The organism is Aquitalea pelogenes (assembly GCF_041914625.1).
In the GTDB taxonomy this organism is placed as follows: domain Bacteria; phylum Pseudomonadota; class Gammaproteobacteria; order Burkholderiales; family Chromobacteriaceae; genus Aquitalea; species Aquitalea pelogenes.
Window position 1 is genome coordinate 1 of the sequence record NZ_JAYSDA010000011.1, and the last position, 18,629, is coordinate 18,629.

General features: G+C 48.5%; 19 protein-coding genes. 8 read left to right on the forward strand and 11 right to left on the reverse strand.

Annotation, left to right across the window (positions count from 1 at the left end; translation table 11 throughout):
* Positions 1-106: 106 nt before the first annotated feature.
* A complete protein-coding gene (locus ACE3SE_RS10605; protein WP_374555145.1) occupies positions 107-1,237 on the reverse strand; it encodes a GNAT family N-acetyltransferase in 1,131 nt (376 codons plus the stop codon).
* 73 nt (positions 1,238-1,310) lie between these two features.
* Here ACE3SE_RS10605 and ACE3SE_RS10610 point away from each other — a divergent pair, with 73 nt between their 5' ends.
* The 3 genes from ACE3SE_RS10610 (at position 1,311) to lolA (ending at position 4,754) form a co-directional block, all read left to right on the forward strand.
* The gene (locus ACE3SE_RS10610; RefSeq protein ID WP_374555147.1) at positions 1,311-2,906 is read left to right on the forward strand and encodes an NAD+ synthase; all 1,596 of its coding nucleotides are present in this window, start codon (positions 1,311-1,313) and stop codon (positions 2,904-2,906) included.
* Positions 2,907-2,977: 71 nt separating this feature from the next.
* Positions 2,978-3,985 carry a hypothetical protein gene (locus tag ACE3SE_RS10615; protein ID WP_374555149.1) on the forward strand — a complete coding sequence of 336 codons (1,008 nt, stop codon included), beginning with the start codon at positions 2,978-2,980 and terminating at the stop codon, positions 3,983-3,985.
* 160 nt (positions 3,986-4,145) lie between these two features.
* Positions 4,146-4,754, forward strand: coding sequence for an outer membrane lipoprotein chaperone LolA (gene lolA, locus ACE3SE_RS10620; RefSeq protein WP_045848680.1), 609 nt, complete (start codon positions 4,146-4,148; stop codon positions 4,752-4,754).
* A 30-nt stretch (positions 4,755-4,784) separates the two neighbouring features.
* Here lolA and ACE3SE_RS10625 read toward each other — a convergent pair whose 3' ends face one another.
* Positions 4,785-5,702: an alpha/beta hydrolase gene (locus tag ACE3SE_RS10625; protein WP_374555151.1), complete on the reverse strand. Its 918-nt coding sequence runs from the start codon at positions 5,700-5,702 to the stop codon at positions 4,785-4,787.
* 88 nt (positions 5,703-5,790) lie between these two features.
* Here ACE3SE_RS10625 and ACE3SE_RS10630 point away from each other — a divergent pair, with 88 nt between their 5' ends.
* The 3 genes from ACE3SE_RS10630 to ACE3SE_RS10640 all read left to right on the forward strand — a co-directional run bounded on the left by ACE3SE_RS10630 (position 5,791) and on the right by ACE3SE_RS10640 (position 7,944).
* Positions 5,791-6,237 carry an AAA family ATPase gene (locus tag ACE3SE_RS10630; protein ID WP_374555153.1) on the forward strand — a complete coding sequence of 149 codons (447 nt, stop codon included), beginning with the start codon at positions 5,791-5,793 and terminating at the stop codon, positions 6,235-6,237.
* Complete coding sequence (locus ACE3SE_RS10635; RefSeq protein WP_374555155.1) at positions 6,230-7,540, forward strand: replication-associated recombination protein A; 1,311 nt, start codon at positions 6,230-6,232, stop codon at positions 7,538-7,540. Before ACE3SE_RS10630 ends, ACE3SE_RS10635 begins: the two co-directional genes overlap by 8 nt.
* Before the next feature lie 92 nt (positions 7,541-7,632).
* Positions 7,633-7,944, forward strand: coding sequence for a hypothetical protein (locus ACE3SE_RS10640; RefSeq protein WP_374555157.1), 312 nt, complete (start codon positions 7,633-7,635; stop codon positions 7,942-7,944).
* 30 nt (positions 7,945-7,974) lie between these two features.
* Here ACE3SE_RS10640 and ACE3SE_RS10645 read toward each other — a convergent pair whose 3' ends face one another.
* Together ACE3SE_RS10645 and ACE3SE_RS10650 are read right to left on the reverse strand one after the other, a co-directional pair.
* Entirely contained in the window at positions 7,975-9,375 is a 1,401-nt protein-coding gene (locus tag ACE3SE_RS10645; protein WP_374555159.1) for a hypothetical protein, read from the reverse strand.
* Positions 9,376-9,386: 11 nt separating this feature from the next.
* The gene (locus ACE3SE_RS10650) at positions 9,387-10,052 is read right to left on the reverse strand and encodes a plasmid mobilization protein (RefSeq protein ID WP_374555161.1); all 666 of its coding nucleotides are present in this window, start codon (positions 10,050-10,052) and stop codon (positions 9,387-9,389) included.
* 95 nt (positions 10,053-10,147) lie between these two features.
* Between ACE3SE_RS10650 and ACE3SE_RS10655 the strand changes: the two genes are divergently transcribed.
* Positions 10,148-10,432, forward strand: a complete 285-nt coding sequence (locus ACE3SE_RS10655) for a hypothetical protein (protein WP_374555162.1) — start codon at positions 10,148-10,150, stop codon at positions 10,430-10,432.
* 437 nt (positions 10,433-10,869) lie between these two features.
* On the opposite strand, the gene ACE3SE_RS10660 is transcribed toward ACE3SE_RS10655, so the two are convergent.
* The 3 genes from ACE3SE_RS10660 to ACE3SE_RS10670 all read right to left on the reverse strand — a co-directional run bounded on the left by ACE3SE_RS10660 (position 10,870) and on the right by ACE3SE_RS10670 (position 12,291).
* Positions 10,870-11,235: a helix-turn-helix domain-containing protein gene (locus tag ACE3SE_RS10660; RefSeq protein WP_374555164.1), complete on the reverse strand. Its 366-nt coding sequence runs from the start codon at positions 11,233-11,235 to the stop codon at positions 10,870-10,872.
* A gap of 88 nt (positions 11,236-11,323) precedes the next feature.
* Positions 11,324-11,659, reverse strand: a complete 336-nt coding sequence (locus ACE3SE_RS10665; RefSeq protein ID WP_374555166.1) for a hypothetical protein — start codon at positions 11,657-11,659, stop codon at positions 11,324-11,326.
* Between the two features lie 212 nt (positions 11,660-11,871).
* Positions 11,872-12,291 carry a hypothetical protein gene (locus ACE3SE_RS10670; RefSeq protein WP_374555168.1) on the reverse strand — a complete coding sequence of 140 codons (420 nt, stop codon included), beginning with the start codon at positions 12,289-12,291 and terminating at the stop codon, positions 11,872-11,874.
* A gap of 613 nt (positions 12,292-12,904) precedes the next feature.
* On the opposite strand from ACE3SE_RS10670, the gene ACE3SE_RS10675 reads away from it, so the two are divergent.
* Positions 12,905-15,631 carry a DotA/TraY family protein gene (locus ACE3SE_RS10675; protein ID WP_374555170.1) on the forward strand — a complete coding sequence of 909 codons (2,727 nt, stop codon included), beginning with the start codon at positions 12,905-12,907 and terminating at the stop codon, positions 15,629-15,631.
* A gap of 22 nt (positions 15,632-15,653) precedes the next feature.
* On the opposite strand, the gene ACE3SE_RS10680 is transcribed toward ACE3SE_RS10675, so the two are convergent.
* The 4 genes from ACE3SE_RS10680 to ACE3SE_RS10695 form a co-directional block, all read right to left on the reverse strand.
* A complete protein-coding gene (locus ACE3SE_RS10680; protein WP_374555172.1) occupies positions 15,654-15,986 on the reverse strand; it encodes a hypothetical protein in 333 nt (110 codons plus the stop codon).
* A gap of 92 nt (positions 15,987-16,078) precedes the next feature.
* Positions 16,079-16,552, reverse strand: coding sequence for a hypothetical protein (locus ACE3SE_RS10685; protein WP_374555174.1), 474 nt, complete (start codon positions 16,550-16,552; stop codon positions 16,079-16,081).
* Between the two features lie 62 nt (positions 16,553-16,614).
* Positions 16,615-16,938: a hypothetical protein gene (locus tag ACE3SE_RS10690; RefSeq protein ID WP_374555176.1), complete on the reverse strand. Its 324-nt coding sequence runs from the start codon at positions 16,936-16,938 to the stop codon at positions 16,615-16,617.
* 213 nt (positions 16,939-17,151) lie between these two features.
* Positions 17,152-17,568: a hypothetical protein gene (locus ACE3SE_RS10695; RefSeq protein ID WP_374555178.1), complete on the reverse strand. Its 417-nt coding sequence runs from the start codon at positions 17,566-17,568 to the stop codon at positions 17,152-17,154.
* Between the last annotated feature and the right edge of the window lie 1,061 nt (positions 17,569-18,629).

Below are 18,629 nucleotides of genomic sequence, written 5' to 3' on the forward strand. Positions count from 1 at the left end.
ACGCTTTCCAGGCGTGCGACTTAAACCACTCATCCACCTCTCCAGATGGCTGCTGAGGCTGTGTTCACTGCGTTTCGACCTCAGAGGCTGCGCAGTATATAAGCCCTTAAGCGGCTGTGCAAGGCTTTTTGTAAGCGTCATGCAAAAAAAGCGTGGTGTGATAATCGGCGATGGCGGCGCGCTCGCGTGCCAGCCAGTCGGCAATGGCACGGCGAAATTGCGGGTGGGCAATCCAGTGGGCCGAGTGGATGATGACCGGGGTAAAACCGCGGGCCAGTTTGTGTTCGCCTTGCGCGCCGCCTTCGAAACATTGCAGCCCTTGCTGGATGGCGTATTCGATTCCGCTGTAATAGCACAGCTCGAAATGCAGGCAGTCCACGCTTTCCAGCGCACCCCAGTAACGGCCATAGAGCGTGCTGCCGTCTTGCAGGCACCAGCTGGCGGCAATCGGCAGATCGCCCCTGCTGGCGATGAACAGAAGGCAGTGACTGGGCAGTAAACGACCGGCCATGCGGAAGAAGTCCAGGTTGAGATACGGCGGCGAGCGGTGTTCCAGATAGGTCTGGCGGTAGCAGCGTTCAAAAAACTGCCAGTGCAGATCAGTAATTTCTGCACCGCGCAGTACTTGTATGCTGATGCCGGCATCGCGCACCTTGCGCCGCTCCTGGCGGATTTTCTTGCGCTTGCTTTGCGACAGTGCTGCCAGAAAAGCATCGAAATCGGCATAGCCCTGGTTTTGCCAGTGGAACTGCACACCGTGGCGAACCAGCCAGCCGGCCCGCTGCAACAACTCCAGTTCTTCAGCCGCAGGAAACAGCACATGGGCGGAGGAGAGTTGATAATCCGCCACCACTTGCTGCAGGCCGCCGATGAGCGCGGCTCTGGCTTCGCCCTGCCCCAGCAGGCGCTGGCCGGTAACCGGGGTGAAGGGTGAAGCCAGCAGCAGCTTGGGATAGTAGTCCAGCCCGGCGCGTTGCCAGGCCTCGGCCCAGGCCCAGTCAAACACGTATTCGCCACGCGAATGACTTTTGAGCCAAGCGGGTGCCAGGCCTTGCAGCTGGCCGTGCTGCTCGCTCCAGATGGGCAAGGGCTGCCAGCCGGTGGCCGCGGTGGCACAGCCGCTGTCATGCAGGGCGGTCAACCATTGCCGCTGCATGAACAGGCCGGCATTTGCGGCAAGGCGGTCCCATTCTGCCGCATCCAGGGCATTGAGTTGATCGGCCAGTTGCAGATTCACGTGGTTTCCTTTCGGGCAAGTGCGCATTCTTGGGGTAAAATCGACACTATCCAAACCCATGGTTGTGTTCAACATGCGTATTGCGCTCGCTCAGTTCAACCCCGTTGTTGGCGATATCGCCGGCAATACCCGAAAAATTCTCGATCTGGCCCAGGCTGCCATCGCCCAGGGGGCGGATGTGCTGGTGACGCCGGAGCTGGCGCTCACCGGCTACAGCCCGGAAGACCTGCTGCTGCGTGACAGCTTCTATCAGGCCTGTTCGGCCGCCATGGACCAGTTGCTGGAGCTGGATGGCATTACGCTGGTGATTGGCCATCCGGTCAAGCTGGGTCATGAACGTTTCAATGCGGCCACCGTGCTGCGCGACGGCAACCGCCTTGGCCAGTATCACAAGATGCTGCTGCCCAATAACGAAGTGTTTGACGAGTGCCGCTACTTTACTCCGGGTGCCACGCCACTGGTGTTCCAGCAGGGCGAACACAAGGTGGGCGTGCTGATTTGCGAGGATGTATGGTCGGTAGACCCTGCTGCCGAGGCCGCCGACGCCGGCGCGGATGTGGTGGTGGTGCTCAATGCCTCGCCTTTCCATCGTAACAAGATTGAAACCCGGCACGAGGTGCTGCGCTACCGCAGCGAGGAAACCGGCCTGCCCTTTGCCTATGTCAATCTGGTGGGTGGGCAGGACGAGCTGGTATTTGATGGCGCATCCTTTGCCGTCAACAAGGCAGGCGAAGTGGTTGCCCAGGCCGCCGCCTATGACGACGAATTGCTGCTGGTGGATTTTGCTGCGGGCGATCTGCAAGCCGCTCCCGCAAAGGCTGCCCTGCCCGACCCGCTGGAAAGCGTGTACCGCGCACTGGTGGTGGGTGTGCGCGACTACATCAACAAGAACGGCTTCCCCGGCGTATTGCTGGGTCTGTCCGGCGGTATCGACTCCGCCCTGACACTGGCCATTGCCGTGGATGCACTGGGCGCAGACAAGGTGCATGCGGTCATGATGCCCTCGCGCTATACCGCCGATATTTCCGTCATTGATTCGCGCGACATGATAGGTCGGGTGGGCGTGAAGTATGACGAAATTGAAATCTGGCCGATGTACGAAAGCTTCATGAATGCGCTGGCTGCCAATTTCAACGGCCTGGCGGAAGACACCACCGAAGAAAACCTGCAGGCGCGCATTCGCGGCACCTTGCTGATGGCGCTGTCCAACAAAACCGGCAAGCTGGTGCTGACCACCGGCAACAAGTCGGAAATGACCACCGGCTACTGCACGCTGTACGGCGACATGGCCGGCGGCTTTGCCGTGCTGAAGGATGTGGCCAAGACCCTGGTATTTGCCCTGTGCCGCTGGCGCAATACCCAGGGTGAAATCATTCCGGAGCGCATCATCACCCGCCCGCCTTCTGCCGAGCTGCGTCCGGATCAGAAAGACCAGGACAGCCTGCCACCCTATGAAGTGCTGGATGCCATCATGGCGCGCTATGTGGAAGAAAACCTGTCAGCCGAACAGATCATTGCCGATGGCTTTGCCGAAGCCGATGTACGCAAGGTGGTGCGTCTGCTGAAAATCAACGAGTACAAACGCCGCCAGGCACCGGTGGGCCCGCGCGTCACCCAGCGTGGTTTTGGCAAGGACTGGCGCTACCCCATCACCAACAAGTTCAGCTGAAGTCTGGCGGGATGCACAGCCATGCAGCCCGCATGCACCTCCATAACATAACAAATGACTCCGGGATCACCATGAACCTTCGCCCTGCACTCGTCGCTCTTCCCCTTGCCGCCTTGTTGCTTACCGGCTGCGCCAGCCCGCTGGCCGGCAAACCGGCAGACCTCGCCACCCGCCAGGTACTGCGTGACAACCTGCAACACGCCAGTTACAACTTCAGCGGCGAGCTGGGCTTTACCTCGCTGCACGGCAGCAGCGCCGATGATGCCAAGCCGCAGCTGTCCTACACCATCAACCAGATAGCGCGTTCCACCAAGGTGGCCATCAATGGCGCACTGGACCAGAACAGCAAGCGGATGGAACTGATTCCGTCCTTCCGCTTTGAACGGCGCAATCTGCAAGCCAGCCTCAGCCTGCCGCTGGAGCTGAACCTGCAGGATTTCTCGCTGTTGGTGGACCCATCCGCTTTCGACTTGTTCGTGCCCGAGCTGTATAGCGAGCAAACACGTTTTGTCCGCTTCAAGCTGCCCAGCGACATCGCCGCCAGAATTCCGCTGGATGCCATGATAAAAGCCCTGCCCGGCCTGGTGGATGAAGGTTACGGCACGGTGGACAAACAGGTATTTGCACTGGAGCCGCTGGATGACACCGCCCGCCAGCTGGGTGCCAGCTACCAGTTGCGCATTGCCATGAATCCGCTGCAGGAAAGCCAGGTGGTGGTGCATATCGTGGATGGCCTGGTCAAGGTGATCCAGCAAGAAGCCGAGCGCCAGGGCCGTCCGGAAGATGGCAAGCAAGCTGCCGCCGCCGCGCAATTGGTTCGCGCTCTGACACAGCGTTCGGCTGCCGACTTGCAAGCCACGCGCACGGTGTCGCACCTGTATGCCAACCGTCAGGGCCAGTTGCTAGGGATAAACCAGGAAATCACGCTGGACACCCCGCAGCTGCGCGGCCTGGCCTATCTCCACATGCGCTACAGCAATCACGGCAAGCCGGTGTTTGCCTACCAGCCTGCAGCGTCAGACATCATCGACTACGACAAACTGTCCAAGCCGCAATGGCTGCAGGACCTGGCCAAGTAAGCATGGCCAACACTCCTTAACAGCATGATCCGAACCGCCGCCCCCACTTGCTGTCACACTTTGCTGCCCAGCAAGGTGAGCATGACAGGGGCGGCGTTTGCCATACGGCGGTTGCCGGCACTGCCATGACAGTCACTTGCAATTGCCTCAAGGACCCCAGATGAAAAAATTCGCCCTGGCCATGCTGGCCACCGTGCTGACCTTGCCGGTACAGGCTGCCGCCATCGCCCAGCTCAAGGCCTTTGTCAATGACACCAAAACCCTGTCCGCCAGCTTTACCCAGGTGGTCAGCGCCAAGAACAAGAAAGAAGAAGTCTCCGGTCAGCTGGAAATCTCCCGTCCCGGCAAATTCCGCTGGAGTTACAACAAGCCGTACGAACAGCTGATTGTCGGTGATGGCAAGACACTGTGGATTTACGACAAGGACCTGGCCCAGGTCACCCGCAAGAACCTGGACGGCGCACTGGGCAGCAGCCCGGCCGCGCTGCTGGCCGGCAATAATGCCATCGAACGGGACTACATCCTGAAAGAAGCGGGCAAGCAAGGCGACGTGGAGTGGCTGAGCGCCAGCCCGAAAAAACAGGACAACACCTTCAACGCCATCCGCATGGGCTTTAGCAACAAGATGCTGGTGGAAATGGAGCTGACCGACAGTTTTGGCAACAACACCCGCATCCGTTTTGCCAATCAGCAGAAAAACCCTGCCCTGGCAGCCAGCCATTTCAGCTTCACCCCGCCCAAGGGCGCGGATGTGGTCAGCGGCGACTGAACAGCGGCCAACTGACGTGTAGCGGCCGGCTCAGGGGGACGGCTTCCAGCCGGACTGCTGCAAGAAACGGTCAACCTGCCGGGTATAGTCGCCAGCCACGCCCAGCTGCTGGTTGATCTGAGCGTGGCTCAGGTCCTGCGGCATTACCTGCACCACCACCCCGGCTTGCCTGCCTTTGTCAGCCAGGCCTCGCGCCTGCTTGCAGGATTCCGCCCGCTGCAAGGAGCACACGGCCAGTAGCGGCGGCGTGCCAGCGCCCAGCAAACGGGTGGGCGACAAGCGGTCCCAACGCGCGGCATCGCTACCAAAAGCCTTGTCATACAAGGGGAAATGCGGGCCGCGCATGATGTCCGCTACCTCCAGCGCTGCACTGTCCAGCAGCACGCTGGACACCCAGGGCTGCACGCCATGGCGCTGGCGCAGCGCGGTATCGGTACTCAGCAAGCCGACAAGGTGCGCCCCAGCCGAGTGTCCCATCAATACCAGCTGCCGCCTGTCTGCACCCCATTCGGCAGCATGCGCCTGCACCCAGGCCACCGCGCGGGCCACATCATCCGCCTGATCCTCCACCGGGGCCTGCGGCAGCAGGCGATAATCCAGCGACACCAGCACCACCCCGGCAGGCAGCCAGTGCGCCAGCTTGTTATCCACCACATTGGCCGCCTGCTTGCTACCCACACGCCAAGCCCCGCCATGCACCATCACCAATAATGGCCGGCCCTGCCCTTCGTCTGCCGGCAGATAGACATCCAGTCGCTGGCGCATATCAGGGCCATACGCCAAGTCCGCCAGCTTGCGTGCACCAGCAGGCAAACGGCCACTGCTGGCAACATCCTCCTCCGCCAGAGCATCGTGACTGGCCGCCCGCTGCTGCAGCCAATTCTGCAGGGGGCCAGCCTGCACTGGCAATGCCAGCACCAGCCATAAACAGAGTACACCCGGCTTCATTCCACTCCCCTCCCGATTCATAGCGCCTGCGGCAGGCAGAACACAGCTGATATACTAGCAGCCTGTTTCTTTTGCCGTGTTAGCCGCCATGAATGATCTGTTTGCCCAGGAAGCCAAAAAACCGTTGGCCGAGGCACTGCGCCCCGCCGCACTGGATGAGGTGATTGGCCAGCAGCACCTGATCGGCCCCGGCAAGCCGCTGCGGCTGGCAGTGGAATCCGGCACCTTGCACTCGATGATTCTGTGGGGCCCGCCCGGCGTGGGTAAAACCACGCTGGCGCGCATTCTGGCCGGCAGTTTCGATGCCGAGTTCATTCCGCTCTCTGCCGTATTCTCCGGGGTAAAGGACATTCGCGACGCGGTGGAACAGGCGCATGCCGCGCTGCAACGCTCTGGCCGTCACACCATTCTGTTTGTCGACGAAGTCCACCGCTTCAACAAGGCTGTCAAGTGTTATATAAAACAACGACTTGCGAGTGTCGTTGTGCAGATTTTTGGGCTTCCCCATTGTTCAGCGGTGGTGAAGCATGGCTGATTTGTTCGCACAAGAGCCTGTTGCCCCACTGGCTGAAGCACTGCGGCCGAAGACCTTGGACGAGGTGATTGGGCAGTCTCACTTGCTGGGTGAAGGCAAGCCGTTGCGACTGGCCTTCCAATCGGGCAAGCCGCACTCCATGATCTTCTGGGGGCCACCAGGTGTAGGCAAGACCACCTTGGCACGCCTCACAGCCACGGCCTTCAAGTGTGAGTTCATCGCCTTGTCTGCGGTGTTCTCCGGTGTGAAGGACATTCGTGCTGCTATGGAGCAAGCACAACAGAACCTGTCTATGGGCAAGCACACCATCTTGTTCGTAGACGAAATTCATAGGTTCAATAAGTCCCAACAAGATGCCCTTCTTCCTTATGCAGAAAGTGGCCTAGTCACTTTCATAGGTGCCACCACGGAGAACCCTTCTTTTGAAGTGAACTCGGCTCTGCTGTCTCGTGCTCAGGTCTATGTCCTGAAGTCACTGACAGAAGAAGAATTGAAGCTGCTCTTGAAGCGGGTTCAAGAAGAAGGTGCCCTTGGTGAATTGCAGATTGAAGACAAGGCTATTGAAACGATCATTGGCTATGCAGACGGAGATGCCAGAAGGTTCTTGAATCTGCTTGAGCAGTGCAAAACGGCTGCTGGTGCTGCTGGTGTCCAGAACATTGATGCTGACTTCATTCAAAATGCTCTGACACTCAATAGCAGGCGTTTTGATAAAGGTGGCGATAACTTCTATGACCAGATTTCTGCTTTGCACAAGTCTGTTCGTGGGTCCAATCCTGATGCTGCTTTGTACTGGCTGACAAGGATGTTGGATGGCGGTGCTGATCCAAGGTATCTATCCAGAAGAATCATCAGGATGGCTTGGGAAGACATCGGGCTTGCCGATCCAAGAGCCATGCAGATAGCCAATGATGCGGCACTGACCTTTGAACGGTTAGGAAGTCCAGAAGGTGAATTGGCACTTGGTCAGGCGGTCATCTATCTAGCTGTTGCTGCCAAGAGCAATGCTGGCTACATGGCCTACAACCAGGCACGAGCCTTCGTGAAGCAAGACAAGAGCCGGGAGGTTCCTGTTCATCTTCGCAATGCTCCAACGAAGCTGATGAAAGAATTGGGCTATGGGCATGAATACAGATATGCTCATGACGAACCCAATGCTTATGCTGCTGGCGAGACGTACTTGCCAGAAGGCATTGAAGAGCCTGGTTGGTATCAGCCGGTGCCAAGAGGTCTAGAAATAAAGATTGCTGAAAAACTCGCTGTCTTGCGGAAGCTGGATGAAGAAGCAGGCAAGAGAGAGTAAGAATCAAGTGAATTTCTGTGAAAGCACCTTCGGGTGCTTTTTTGTTGACTTGAATATAAGGTTTAGTATGCTTTTTGGATTGGAGGGGAAAAATGAATCCAAAAAGAAATGGTAAATATAAGTCAAGCGATAGAACTATTTGGTACAAAGATGGTCTTCCACATAGAGAAGACGGTCCAGCTATCGAATCAAGCTATAGCAAAGAGTGGTTTATAAATGGGGATCGCCACCGTGAAGACGGTCCTGCGATTGAATTTAAATTCCTGCAATCTAAACGTTGGTTCGTGTATGGAATTGAGATGACTGGTGAAGAGTATGACCGTTGGCTTGAAAAGAAAAAGCTTAATGAGAAGCTGCATGCCGATTTAAATGAAAGAGCAAAAGAAAAAAAGAATAAAATATAGGTATCTTCACGCTCTATTCCTATGCTGGGATTAGATTTTCGGTTTCGTCCCACTCATACCATTGAATCGTTCAGCCTCTTTGAGCTTCCTAATTCGTTCCGCTGCTACTGCTGCACCAATCTGATTTTCAAGTTGTGTGGCTCTAATCTTCAATGCGGCAGCTTTGGCCGGATTCTTTGCATTGGCAATCTGGCTAATAAGATCAGCAAGTTGAGAACGAAGCCCGCCAACAGAACTATCAGAGGTGGAAACGCCGTTTGTGGAGCTAGAAACTGATGGAGAGTCAGCTTTTCCCTCTGGATTTGTCGATAGCGTCTTCACTGGTGTGGCTGTGGAATCTACACGAGGCATGGAAGGCTGCTGAGACTGTGCAGTAGGTTGGGCCAGGGCAGATGTTTCTTTGACTTTCTGCGGCTGGTGAATCTCTTTGGGTGGTGCTACCTGCTGAAGTGATTCCTTGGCAGTAACCTTCTCGGCAGTCTTTGGCCCGTAGATTCGGTTCTTGTTGGTTCTGCCGATCATTGGTTCACCGATCAACTTCTTGTTGAACTGCCTTCTTGAATCAGTCAATCGCTTGAGGGTGTCACTGATCTTCTTGAAGTCAGCATCATTAAGTTGCTTTCTGTAGTCGGCACCTTTGGTAAGAGATTCGTTCTTCAACTTTCTGAAGTCTGCACCATATTCATAGACAGGACCTTTTAGACGAAAAGCCTTCTGTGATCCATGAATTTTCAATGAGATGAACTTGTCGTTGACTCTTGTGATCGTCCCAAAATTTTCTAAATAGTCGCAAAGCTGCTGTCTGTTGCCAATATTCCCTTGAAGGATCTGATAGCCAACATTTGCACTAATGTTGTCCTTATCTGGCTTGGTGGCCTTAATCTGCTTTGCAAGTTTTGAATCTGAATGCGGAAGAACTTTGACTTCAAATTTTGAAGACGATGCTTTAAGTGGATCTCTCACGACCTGGTCATAACCGAGATTGTGATTGATGACCGCATCAAATGCGTCCTTGAAGTCTTCTTTGACCTTCCCGACTGGAAACGGGTTCAATTGCCTGCCGGTAGTTAACTCTGTCAACGGAATGATGTAATTGAGTTCGATTCGACCTTTGTCTTCGTGAATATTCCAGAAGTCTGTGAAATTTACCCCATGCTCAAGGCCCGCCATGAAGGTGGCACGGAATGAGTTGACAACGGCCATCAGTTGTTGATCGGTTGGATGTTCATTTGGTTCAAAGGCCAAAGTGCCAGAAACATATTTGTGTTTTCTGCTTATTGTTTCGCAAGCAATGAGGCAATCAGTCTCACTTCCAGTGAGAAATCTTGGCTTTGGCTTTCTCTCCACTCCCTTATGGTCGTGGTCGCCTTTCAGATAATTGATCGCTTCTTGAACTGAATTCGTGCGATGGCCTTGAACAACATTGATCACAGAACCGCACCTTAAATTTTCTTCTGTGGAGAAAATTTGTCCTTGATCTCTTGGATGGCAAGCAATGTTTTTTTCAGATCATCGACAAGCAATTTTGTCTCTTGCTTTGTGAAATCTGGTTTGGAATTTAACTGCTTGGCGATCTGATTTAAGTTTTTCCCTTGTTTGTTTAGTTCTGCAAGGAGCCTTGCAGCCAGAATTCTGTCATCTCTTTTTTGCTCAAAGTAGAGGTCGATCTGATGCTCCTTGCCACCAAATAACTTGTATCTGGCAAATTTTGCCATCGAATTAAAGTTTGTTGTTCTCCACTTTTCTTTCAGATGATCATACTCGAATGGAGACATATTTACTTCGAGGACTTTAGTTCTTTTGAATCTAGAATCGTCATCTGCCCCTGCTTGTCCGGGGTGAAGTTTTAATTCATTTGCAGCGCTGTTTGTGTCATTCATTGGGATTTTCTCCTTCTTGTTTTCTTTTATTTTACTAGGGGCCTGGGGGAACCCCCAGCAAGAGATAAACCCATAAAAGTGAGAACCGTCAGGGTTCTCCTGGTATGGTTTATTTGTCTTGCTGTTTTGTACTATTAATTTTAGCAAGCCAAATTGATTTGTCCACGTTTCGCCGCAAACTCGATAGCCAATTTTTATGTAGACAAATTCTTGCGGGTTTATCTGCATGAAAGTTTGATCGAAAATTTTCGAGCAACGTCTTGACATCGATCTTCAATTTGCTATTTGTCTACATATAAAAGAGATAAAGCAAAGGAGGGTATATGGCAAAGATTGGAAGACCAAAAAAGCACAATGATCTAGTTCAATTCAATCTCTACATCGAACGACATGACCTAGAAATTTTGAAGGAAGTCGTGAATAGATTGAACGATAAACACCAAACAAGTGACTTCACTTTGGCTGGCTACACAAGAAAAATTTTCTCAACTGCGGCCAGGGGGCTTGAAGAAAAAATGAAGATTCATGATCAAAAAGTGGATGCACATAAAACAGAATTAGCATCTGCTGCTGAACAGTTCACTTGGAAGCCAAAAGATGGGGACTGAATTTATTTACGACAAAAATACTCTGACCACTCAGGACGATTTGCTCGTGTCAGTGGCAGACTTGAGGGATGTGATTCAAGCCTTCAACATTCCGAAAGAGGACCAGAGGCTTCACGAGGTTCAAATAATTCTTGAATCAATCGTGAGAAAGAACAGACTGCCTCGCGGCTCTTTAAGTGTTGAGTGATCCACCTGCGATGTTTCCCGGAAGGACCCAAACGAGTTGGTCCTTTTCACTTGCGTGATTACGGGTGTACAAGTGGAATTAGACTTTCATCTGTGAAGTTTTTAGTCCGACTCTTGATTAGATGATTTGACTTGCTAGAATATAATATATGACTGGCTGCACTTTACAGCGATCAACTAACTGCAAGTAATCAAGTGATCTGGGCACAAAAATAGCAGCCAAGCCGCCCAAATTTGAAAAATTGACTCCCTCAAGAGTCAATCTTTGCCTTGCCTTTTGAGATGAGGCAAATCTGTTCGATTATTCGAACTATGTGGAGTCTGTCTGCTCGCTTGACACCTTTTAGAAGGGTGGCAATGTGCTTTGCTTGGTCATCAGATTTTGAACTGATTCCAATCAGAAGTTCATCAATATCGCATTCAAAGACTTCGGCAATCTGGATCAATCTGAGGATGTCAGGTGTAGCCGTGCCTTGCTCGTAGGCCCCATATGACTTTGGGGTAATTTGTAGACGGTCAGCCACTTCCTCTTGTGAGTAGCCAGTCTTGTTTCTTTGCTTCTGCAAGCTCTTGCCGATGACTTTAAGCCGTTGCAGATCCTTGGGAGACTTCGCCATATGGATGTAGTTTCAGTTGATCTCATATGAATTTAACTGACTGGCGACGTCAGATCAAGAAAAAAGGCTCCTAGTGGAGCCTTTGCTTTTAGTGTGCAGGAGCCTTCTGAACGAGATCGTGAATCCTCTTGCGTTCGTGATTGGTAAAGGTCTTCATGATGGAATCATAGCCAAGATCGATGGTGTCCTTCATTGACATTGCAAGACCGAATTGATTCACCTGTTCAATATCAAGACCCTGCATGTGCATCTGAGCCAAGGTATCAATCATTTGGTAGACCGTAAGGAATGCTTTGATCTTGGTTGTTGTTGGAGCATCTTCCTTTTGAAGTTGTTGAATGACATTTTGAATCAAAGTGTCGTCAATGGCTTCTTCAAGGCTAAAAACTCCGTTAGGTACTGCGATAAGATTAAGTTGATTCATGATATTTTCCTTTCAATTTAAGTCATGTTTTAACCCTTCCTTTCCAGATGAACCATTTCACTTGGTAGGTGTTTGATGGGTGATTTATTGAACAGCTTTGGTGCCGATCAATGAAACGTATTTTGATCCTCTTGAGGCAAAAGGTACATGAGGCACAAGGTAAGGACCTAACGTGCAACGTTAGATAAGAAAAAAGCACCCGAAGGTGCTTTTTATTTTGAATGACTTAAGATTATCGAATAAAGTTCTTTTGCTACAGACTCCCTTAAAAGATTAGCTAACACTACATCTTTACCTTTTACTGTCGCCAAGATTGCCCCAATACCACGATTCACATCTATTTGAATGTTTGAAATATCTTTGAATGAGATTTTGTGCTTTTTTAAAATCAATCCTTCACCTGGTTGCATAAGAAGTTTTTCCTTTACCTGAAATAAGTAAAATGCAACCACTAAAACAAGTGGAATTGGTAGCAAGACAATTCCTATTAATATAAAACACAATGGAAAAACAATGACGCAACTTATGATTGCAAAGATACCAAGGATTAAACTACTTCTCTTATAATTTACCTCGATCAAGCCATCATTGTTGGTGGTTAAAATTACACTTCCTTTAATTGTTGATTCCATGAAATTCCTTTGTTTTTAGCATAATATTTATATTAAAATCAGAGCAATTTGTCAAACAGCAATAAAAAAGCACCCGAAGGTGCTTTTGGCTTTGCAGTTATTTTCTACTGTTCTTTGGAAGATTTCGCACTAGCATGACCAATGCAAAGAATGCACTTGAAGCACAGCAGATTACACTAATAATGGGTTGCGGATTGCTTATTCCTCGAATGAGGCCTGGTAGATCCATAAGTAAAAGGATCATAGCCAATCGCATCTTTAATCCGTTCAGGCCGTACTTTTCCAAGGTGTTGCTATAAAGTTCCTTGAATAGAAATCTAAAAATCTTGATGTTAAGTATGTTGGCAAGCCAGCCGCAGAATATTCCGGTAGTTGCAACTATTATTGTTTGGGCGTTCAATTGACTCTCCTGTTTAAGCCCAATCTACAAAATCACCAGTGAAAGTCAACATCAGGCATTGACAAACGACTGAAAGATCGTAGATTTATATTGCATACTCCATTTATTCTTATACTTATTAATAGAGCAGTGCAAAAAAGGCAAGTCAAATTGACTTGCCTTTTGCTTTTCCTTTGTTAATCTTAAAGAATAAGAATAAAAACAGGAGATTTTATGAAAAAAATTCTATATTCAGTCTTGGCACTATTAGTGCCGGGATTGGCCTATGCGGGAACTGCTGGACCATTCACCCCACCAGATTCAGACGTAAGTATGAAGGTGCTTGCTGCTCTATTCGGAAACATTGGCACTTTTGGTGCTTCTGCATCTGACGCTTTTGGTCCTGTCATGCAGGTTTTGAATGGGGCAATATTAATAATAGGTGGAATATTTGCGACTTACACTATCTTGGCAGGAACAATTGGCACTGCTCATGACGGTGAAATGCTCGGTAAAAAATTCTCTTCTGTCTGGATTCCAATTCGCTATTCATTATCAACGGCTATGGTTATACCTGTTATAAATGGTCAGTATGCGATCTTCAACTGGCTCGTTAGCTGGTGCTTGGTTCAAGGAATTGGGCTTGCTGATAATGTTTGGACGAAGTATATGACTGCTTCGAATCTTCAAAATCAAATGACTGTTGGTATTACTCCCCCACAAGCAACAGCATTGGGCTATAAGGTGTTTGGCTCTCTGGTTTGCATGAGAGGCTATGAGAAGCTAATGCAGCATGGTAATAATTCAGGGATGATTGATAGTGTTGTTTTACCAAGTGGAACTCCCCCTGCTGTTGGAATCAGTAAGACCGTGACATGGAATGGCGGGTCAACTGTCTATCTATTTGGAATGCCTTCTGGTGGTCTTGGCTTCACTCCAACTTCTTGTGGCACCATGACCGTTAAGAATGCCGAAACACCTACTGTCGCCAAGACAGACTCAGCAAGCGTTCTTGGATTGTTGGGCGATCCAAACCTATATCTTCAATCAGCTTACAAGGTCGCCCAGGAAAACAATGTTGCTGCTGGTTTGCTGGTCGATAGCTTGGATACAGTTGCAAAGGCATGGGTTGCAAATCCAAACATAGATCCTAGTGCCTCAATTGATAAGGCGGTAGCAACCTACGAGAACACAATCAAAACAAATGCCGCTCAGATAACGGCTTCATTCATGAACTTGAATGAGCTATCAGATTCAGCCAAACGCGATGGATGGGCGTTTGCAGGGGCCTATTACATGAAAATTTCCTACTTGGTAGATCTTTCAAGTAGAACTACAGCCAGCATTCCCACTGCTTCCGGTATGCAACCCGACGGTGGTCAATTTGCTAGTGCATTTATGACTAGATACGGTGATGGTTTGAAAAATCTGAAAATGGCTGATAAAGAAATCGGAGACTTCTCAATTAACAAAGAAAGTAATACTGGTGGCGAGGAATGGAGTTGGATGAGTTGGATAGGTTCAGGATTTGACTTGACTAGACTAATGAAACACTTTATTCAGGGTGTAGGTACATTTGTTTTAGATGATGGATCTAACCCAGTGCTTGAAATGAAAAGGCTTGGAAACTGGATGTTGGGTGTTGCTGCATTGATGCAAGCAGGTTACTCAAGTGGCTCATATGCTTTAGCTACTGCCGCACCTGGTGTTGCAGGTCCTATCGCTTTAGCTCAATCATTCCAACCCATGTTCAATGTAATCTTGCCTTTAATGATTGGTGTAGGATTCACATTGTCATATATCCTTCCAATGATGCCATTTATGATGTGGATGGGTATGTTTATTGGTTGGATGATTATGGCTGTAGAGGCAATAATAATATCTACCATGTGGGGTGTATACCATCTTCATCCCAATGGTGATGATCTGACCGGGAAAGGATCAAATGGCTATTCTCTACTATTGAGTTTGATGTTCAGGCCGGTTTTTGCAGTGCTTGGATTCATAGCATCAATCAACATAATATATATCGTCGGAACACTAATTAATAAAATTTTCTCATCAGCATTCTTGTTATCTCAGAGTGATTCAAATATATTTATAATGATTCTTGGTCTGGTTGCATTTCCTTTGATCTATTGCGGCATGATGTGGACAATCATTACCAAAGTCATGAAGGCAATTACAAGCATTTCTGATGAGTTGTTAAAATGGTTTGGTGGTCAAGGTGCCTCACTTGGATCTCATGCTAATGAAATCGGTAGCAACAATGCTGGAACTTATGCAGCAACATACACTGGTGTAAGATCTGCTGGTGGCTATTTGGCAGGTGCTGCAATGCGAGAAAAAGAAAACAAGAACTCTGAACTACAGAAAATTACTGAGTCCGATAGATTCCAAAGACACAAGGATGAATTGGATAAGACATTTGGCGATGGCACTGCTGATAAGAAGGTTTCCGCACTGGGAGTTAGCAACTATATGGACTTCGCCAAGAACCAGGCTGCAAGTGCTGCTTACGATGACGGCCTAAATCTTGCCAAATCATTCGGTGGTGAAGCCGGTGCAGAAGCCTTCCAAGATCAAATGCTTGAAGCCTCTCGTAATGGATTTGGCGAGCATGGCAATGCTCAAAATGCAGCTAAAGCAATCAGTCGTGACATTGCAATGAGTGCTGCAACTCAAAAGGCAGAGAAAGAATTCGGTGCTGATGGTGTCGCATTCTTGCAGCAGTCTTCTATGAGAGAGAATTCAAATGGAGAAATGGTTCCTAGCGTAACAAAAGCCAATCAAGCAATGGAGTTTTTGAAGGCGTCAAAAGATAATCTCGGGGAATCCTTCAATGATGTATTGAATGAGGCTGTTGAGAAGTTTGATAATTCAAAAGATATTCAAAGCTTTATTGAAATGAAAATTGCGGATAAGCCACCAGAATCACCACCAGACGTACAGGATGAATAAAAAAGCACCTTCGGGTGCTTTTTTATTTGGTGGGTGACGGCTCTTCTGGCAAGTAAGGGTTTGATGGGTCAATCTTCCTCTTTATTCTCGCACTGGCCTTCTTCATTCTCTCGATGAGGTGGGCAGCATGGCTCGCTGCCACATGGACATTCCAATCTGTGATTGGTACGTATATTGGAATTTTTCCCTTCTCAACGATTACTATTGAATCAGATTCGGTGTCGTAGTCAATGAAGATAATTTCATCAATGGACACTTCTACTGATGAGCCATCATGACCGTGTAAATTGATTTTTCCCACGAGCCTTCCCGCCAAATATCTAAATTGAAGCCAAATCTGCTTCATCAAGTTCATATGTTGCTCTCCTTAAATGCAACATACGAATTGAAAAAGCAGAGTCAACTAAAAAAAGCACCCGAAGGTGCTTTATGGGGCTTACGTAGAGTTTAGGCTTTGCCCTGCTTTCTGCGTATGGCAAGAATCGCTTCAGCATGAGTGGCTAGAGTAGGACTGGAGGATGCGTCATTGCCATGTTGAGTGCGGTTCTCCAAAACTGCGGTGTAGTTTGGAGCAGCAAGTTTTTGTACTTGCTCAGGGGTCATATTCAAAGCCATCCCAAGCTGCATAGCTGTTTCACGATATGCCTTTTGACCCATAATCCATTCAGCCAACATTTGCTGTTGCATATCGTAGGTCTTCTTGAAGCCAGAATGTTTTTGCGCAATGTCTTTCATAGGACGTGAAAGAAGATCTTCATACTCTTTGACTTTGTTTTTTAGTTCTATTATTTCAGCGGCGGTTTTATTATCCTTTTCTCGCTGATCCATTTCCGCAATCTGCTGGCGAGAATGATTTAGTTTGAACTCTGAATGAGCCAATCTCGCATCATTAATCTTTTTAATGTAATCTTCTTCCCACATTATTTTCTCCTATGGTCTAAATTAATATAGCAAAACTTGGTGATAAGTAAATACCTTGATCGCTATTGCCTATTTAATTTGTTATTTCTCAGCCAGGTTTCTAGATCAATGAGATTTGAAACCTTTTCAAAGCTTGCGGCCAATGTGGAGTAGAACGCTTCTCCTGAGCCATCTCGGTTCTCAATGGCTAGTCCCTTCCTTCTGTGCCTTTGACCTGCAACCCACCACTCCTTTGTGCCATCAGACCACTCAACCGCAGGTCCGTCAAGACGGTGCTTCACTCCTGCTAGATACCACATCTTGGTTCCATCACTTGTGACCACGGCTGGGCCGCTCTCGGAGTGCGTAAGACCATTCTTTCTTTTAACTGTATAAAAATTGCTCATATGAATTCCTTTTCTACCAAGATAGGAAATCTTTAAAAAGAATCAAGTCTACGAGGCCGGTTGTCTGCCATTAGTACATATATAATATTTAATGGGGCAAGTGGAACGTGGGCAACTTGAAAAGTTGTCCATGTGGAATGCGTCAGGTCTGTTTGTCTGTTGGTAACTAATGAATCCTGAAAGGACCATGCACAGCTTTATGCTGTGTGTGGATTAGTTATCAATAGACTTTTGAGCTTCTTCTTCTGTTATGGGGTTAATCTTTCCGTCAGATGTTAGAGTGAAAAAACCGCTGCTTCCTGCCTTGTAGTAAAAGTCCTTCTTCATAACGAGTTCTAAGTTCGTATAGAAGTAGATGCCTTCTTGTTTAAGATTGGCTTTGAAATAGGTTTTGTTGGGTAAAAATTCAAGCCTCCCAAGCTGACGATTTCTGGCTGCAAGATCACTCAAGGTTTTAATTTGGCAAACTAAAGGCATTTGACCTGGTAGGAAGTGTCCACTTGTTTGGGCAAAGACCTTGAAAGGAAGCTTGCTGCCTGGAGAATTCTTGACCTTTGGCTTTTTCTTGCCTGCCTCGCGTAGTATTTTGTTCGCGGCAGCTTCTAATTTTTTCTTTTCGGCATAATTCATATAGATTCCTTGTTGACTCGAATCTTTATATATGAAATTTTGAAGAAAACGTCAAATCTCGCAGTTGCCAATTTTGATTGACTATCGTCAATCCTCTACGAGACTATCCTTCTTGGCCTGAGTCATCATCATCTTTGCTTGGATGATGAATAATTCATTCTATATATAAGTACCTGCTTTGCCTTGTTTTCTCCGAAAACTGCGGCAAAGCCTTATCCCTTGCCGGCTAGAAAAATCTCAACAAATTTGAGTTCTAGTGCAACATGTGCTATCTGCCGAATTCATTCATTTGAACTGCGGCCCATGAGGTTGTTAGCAACCTTTCCGAATCCTGGTTTCTTTCTACCAATCTAACAGCAGGGTGCAGGGTATCCAGGACGTTCCTTTTACAGAACTAAGCCTAAACCTATACTTGCTCGCACCTCCCAACATCTGGCTTAGGCAGGTGGGTTTGAGTCACCTACCATCAGCAGCCTGAAAGAAGCTCCACTATATTAATAGTGGCATCTGTGCTATTGGGCTCGTTCATTTGGCTATGGTGGCAACCTCTTACCTGTTACCTTTCGGACTTATCTTATGCCGCATCGCTGTAAATTTGCCAAACTACTTCAATCAATGAGCCATGCTCTTTTCGTCACACAAATGACTGACTGAATACTTCCAGAAGTTTTAGATTGCTTGTTGTGTGGGCCACAGGGTTCTTCCTGGTTGCTAATTGATGCCCTATCACTCAAGTTATGTTGTTTCATTCGTCGCTGTGCAACCAAGAACAAGCACTCTCAAATTTCTGTCTTCTTCACAGATTGACCGATACTGTTTCCTGGGGCTTTTTAGTCGCTTGATTACTCTTGCTGCCCAGTGGCATTTAACACTTCAACCTGTCTTTCATTCGGGCAAAAAAACTTGCCCTAACAGTTACCCATTAGGACAATTTAATTTATATTTGGTCTTGACAAGTTCTCAAAATTTCGTATTATTAAACTGTCCGCCTGAGAAACGGTTATCGTACATATATTGAAAATCTTTGGATTGTCAAGAGCACGATAAAAAAAAGCCAGTCA

Coding starts and splice junctions, on each gene's coding strand:
- ACE3SE_RS10615 (WP_374555149.1), top strand. CDS start 2,978: ATGAACCTTCGCCCTGCACTCGTCGCTCTTCCCCTTGCCGCCTTGTTG.
- ACE3SE_RS10670 (WP_374555168.1), bottom strand. CDS start 12,291: ATGGAATCAACAATTAAAGGAAGTGTAATTTTAACCACCAACAATGAT.
- ACE3SE_RS10665 (WP_374555166.1), bottom strand. CDS start 11,659: ATGAATCAACTTAATCTTATCGCAGTACCTAACGGAGTTTTTAGCCTT.
- ACE3SE_RS10625 (WP_374555151.1), bottom strand. CDS start 5,702: ATGAAGCCGGGTGTACTCTGTTTATGGCTGGTGCTGGCATTGCCAGTG.
- ACE3SE_RS10650 (WP_374555161.1), bottom strand. CDS start 10,052: ATGCAGATAAACCCGCAAGAATTTGTCTACATAAAAATTGGCTATCGA.
- ACE3SE_RS10680 (WP_374555172.1), bottom strand. CDS start 15,986: ATGAACTTGATGAAGCAGATTTGGCTTCAATTTAGATATTTGGCGGGA.
- ACE3SE_RS10685 (WP_374555174.1), bottom strand. CDS start 16,552: ATGTGGGAAGAAGATTACATTAAAAAGATTAATGATGCGAGATTGGCT.
- lolA (WP_045848680.1), top strand. CDS start 4,146: ATGAAAAAATTCGCCCTGGCCATGCTGGCCACCGTGCTGACCTTGCCG.
- ACE3SE_RS10660 (WP_374555164.1), bottom strand. CDS start 11,235: ATGGCGAAGTCTCCCAAGGATCTGCAACGGCTTAAAGTCATCGGCAAG.
- ACE3SE_RS10675 (WP_374555170.1), top strand. CDS start 12,905: ATGAAAAAAATTCTATATTCAGTCTTGGCACTATTAGTGCCGGGATTG.
- ACE3SE_RS10655 (WP_374555162.1), top strand. CDS start 10,148: ATGGCAAAGATTGGAAGACCAAAAAAGCACAATGATCTAGTTCAATTC.
- ACE3SE_RS10630 (WP_374555153.1), top strand. CDS start 5,791: ATGAATGATCTGTTTGCCCAGGAAGCCAAAAAACCGTTGGCCGAGGCA.
- ACE3SE_RS10695 (WP_374555178.1), bottom strand. CDS start 17,568: ATGAATTATGCCGAAAAGAAAAAATTAGAAGCTGCCGCGAACAAAATA.
- ACE3SE_RS10610 (WP_374555147.1), top strand. CDS start 1,311: ATGCGTATTGCGCTCGCTCAGTTCAACCCCGTTGTTGGCGATATCGCC.
- ACE3SE_RS10640 (WP_374555157.1), top strand. CDS start 7,633: ATGAATCCAAAAAGAAATGGTAAATATAAGTCAAGCGATAGAACTATT.
- ACE3SE_RS10690 (WP_374555176.1), bottom strand. CDS start 16,938: ATGAGCAATTTTTATACAGTTAAAAGAAAGAATGGTCTTACGCACTCC.
- ACE3SE_RS10635 (WP_374555155.1), top strand. CDS start 6,230: ATGGCTGATTTGTTCGCACAAGAGCCTGTTGCCCCACTGGCTGAAGCA.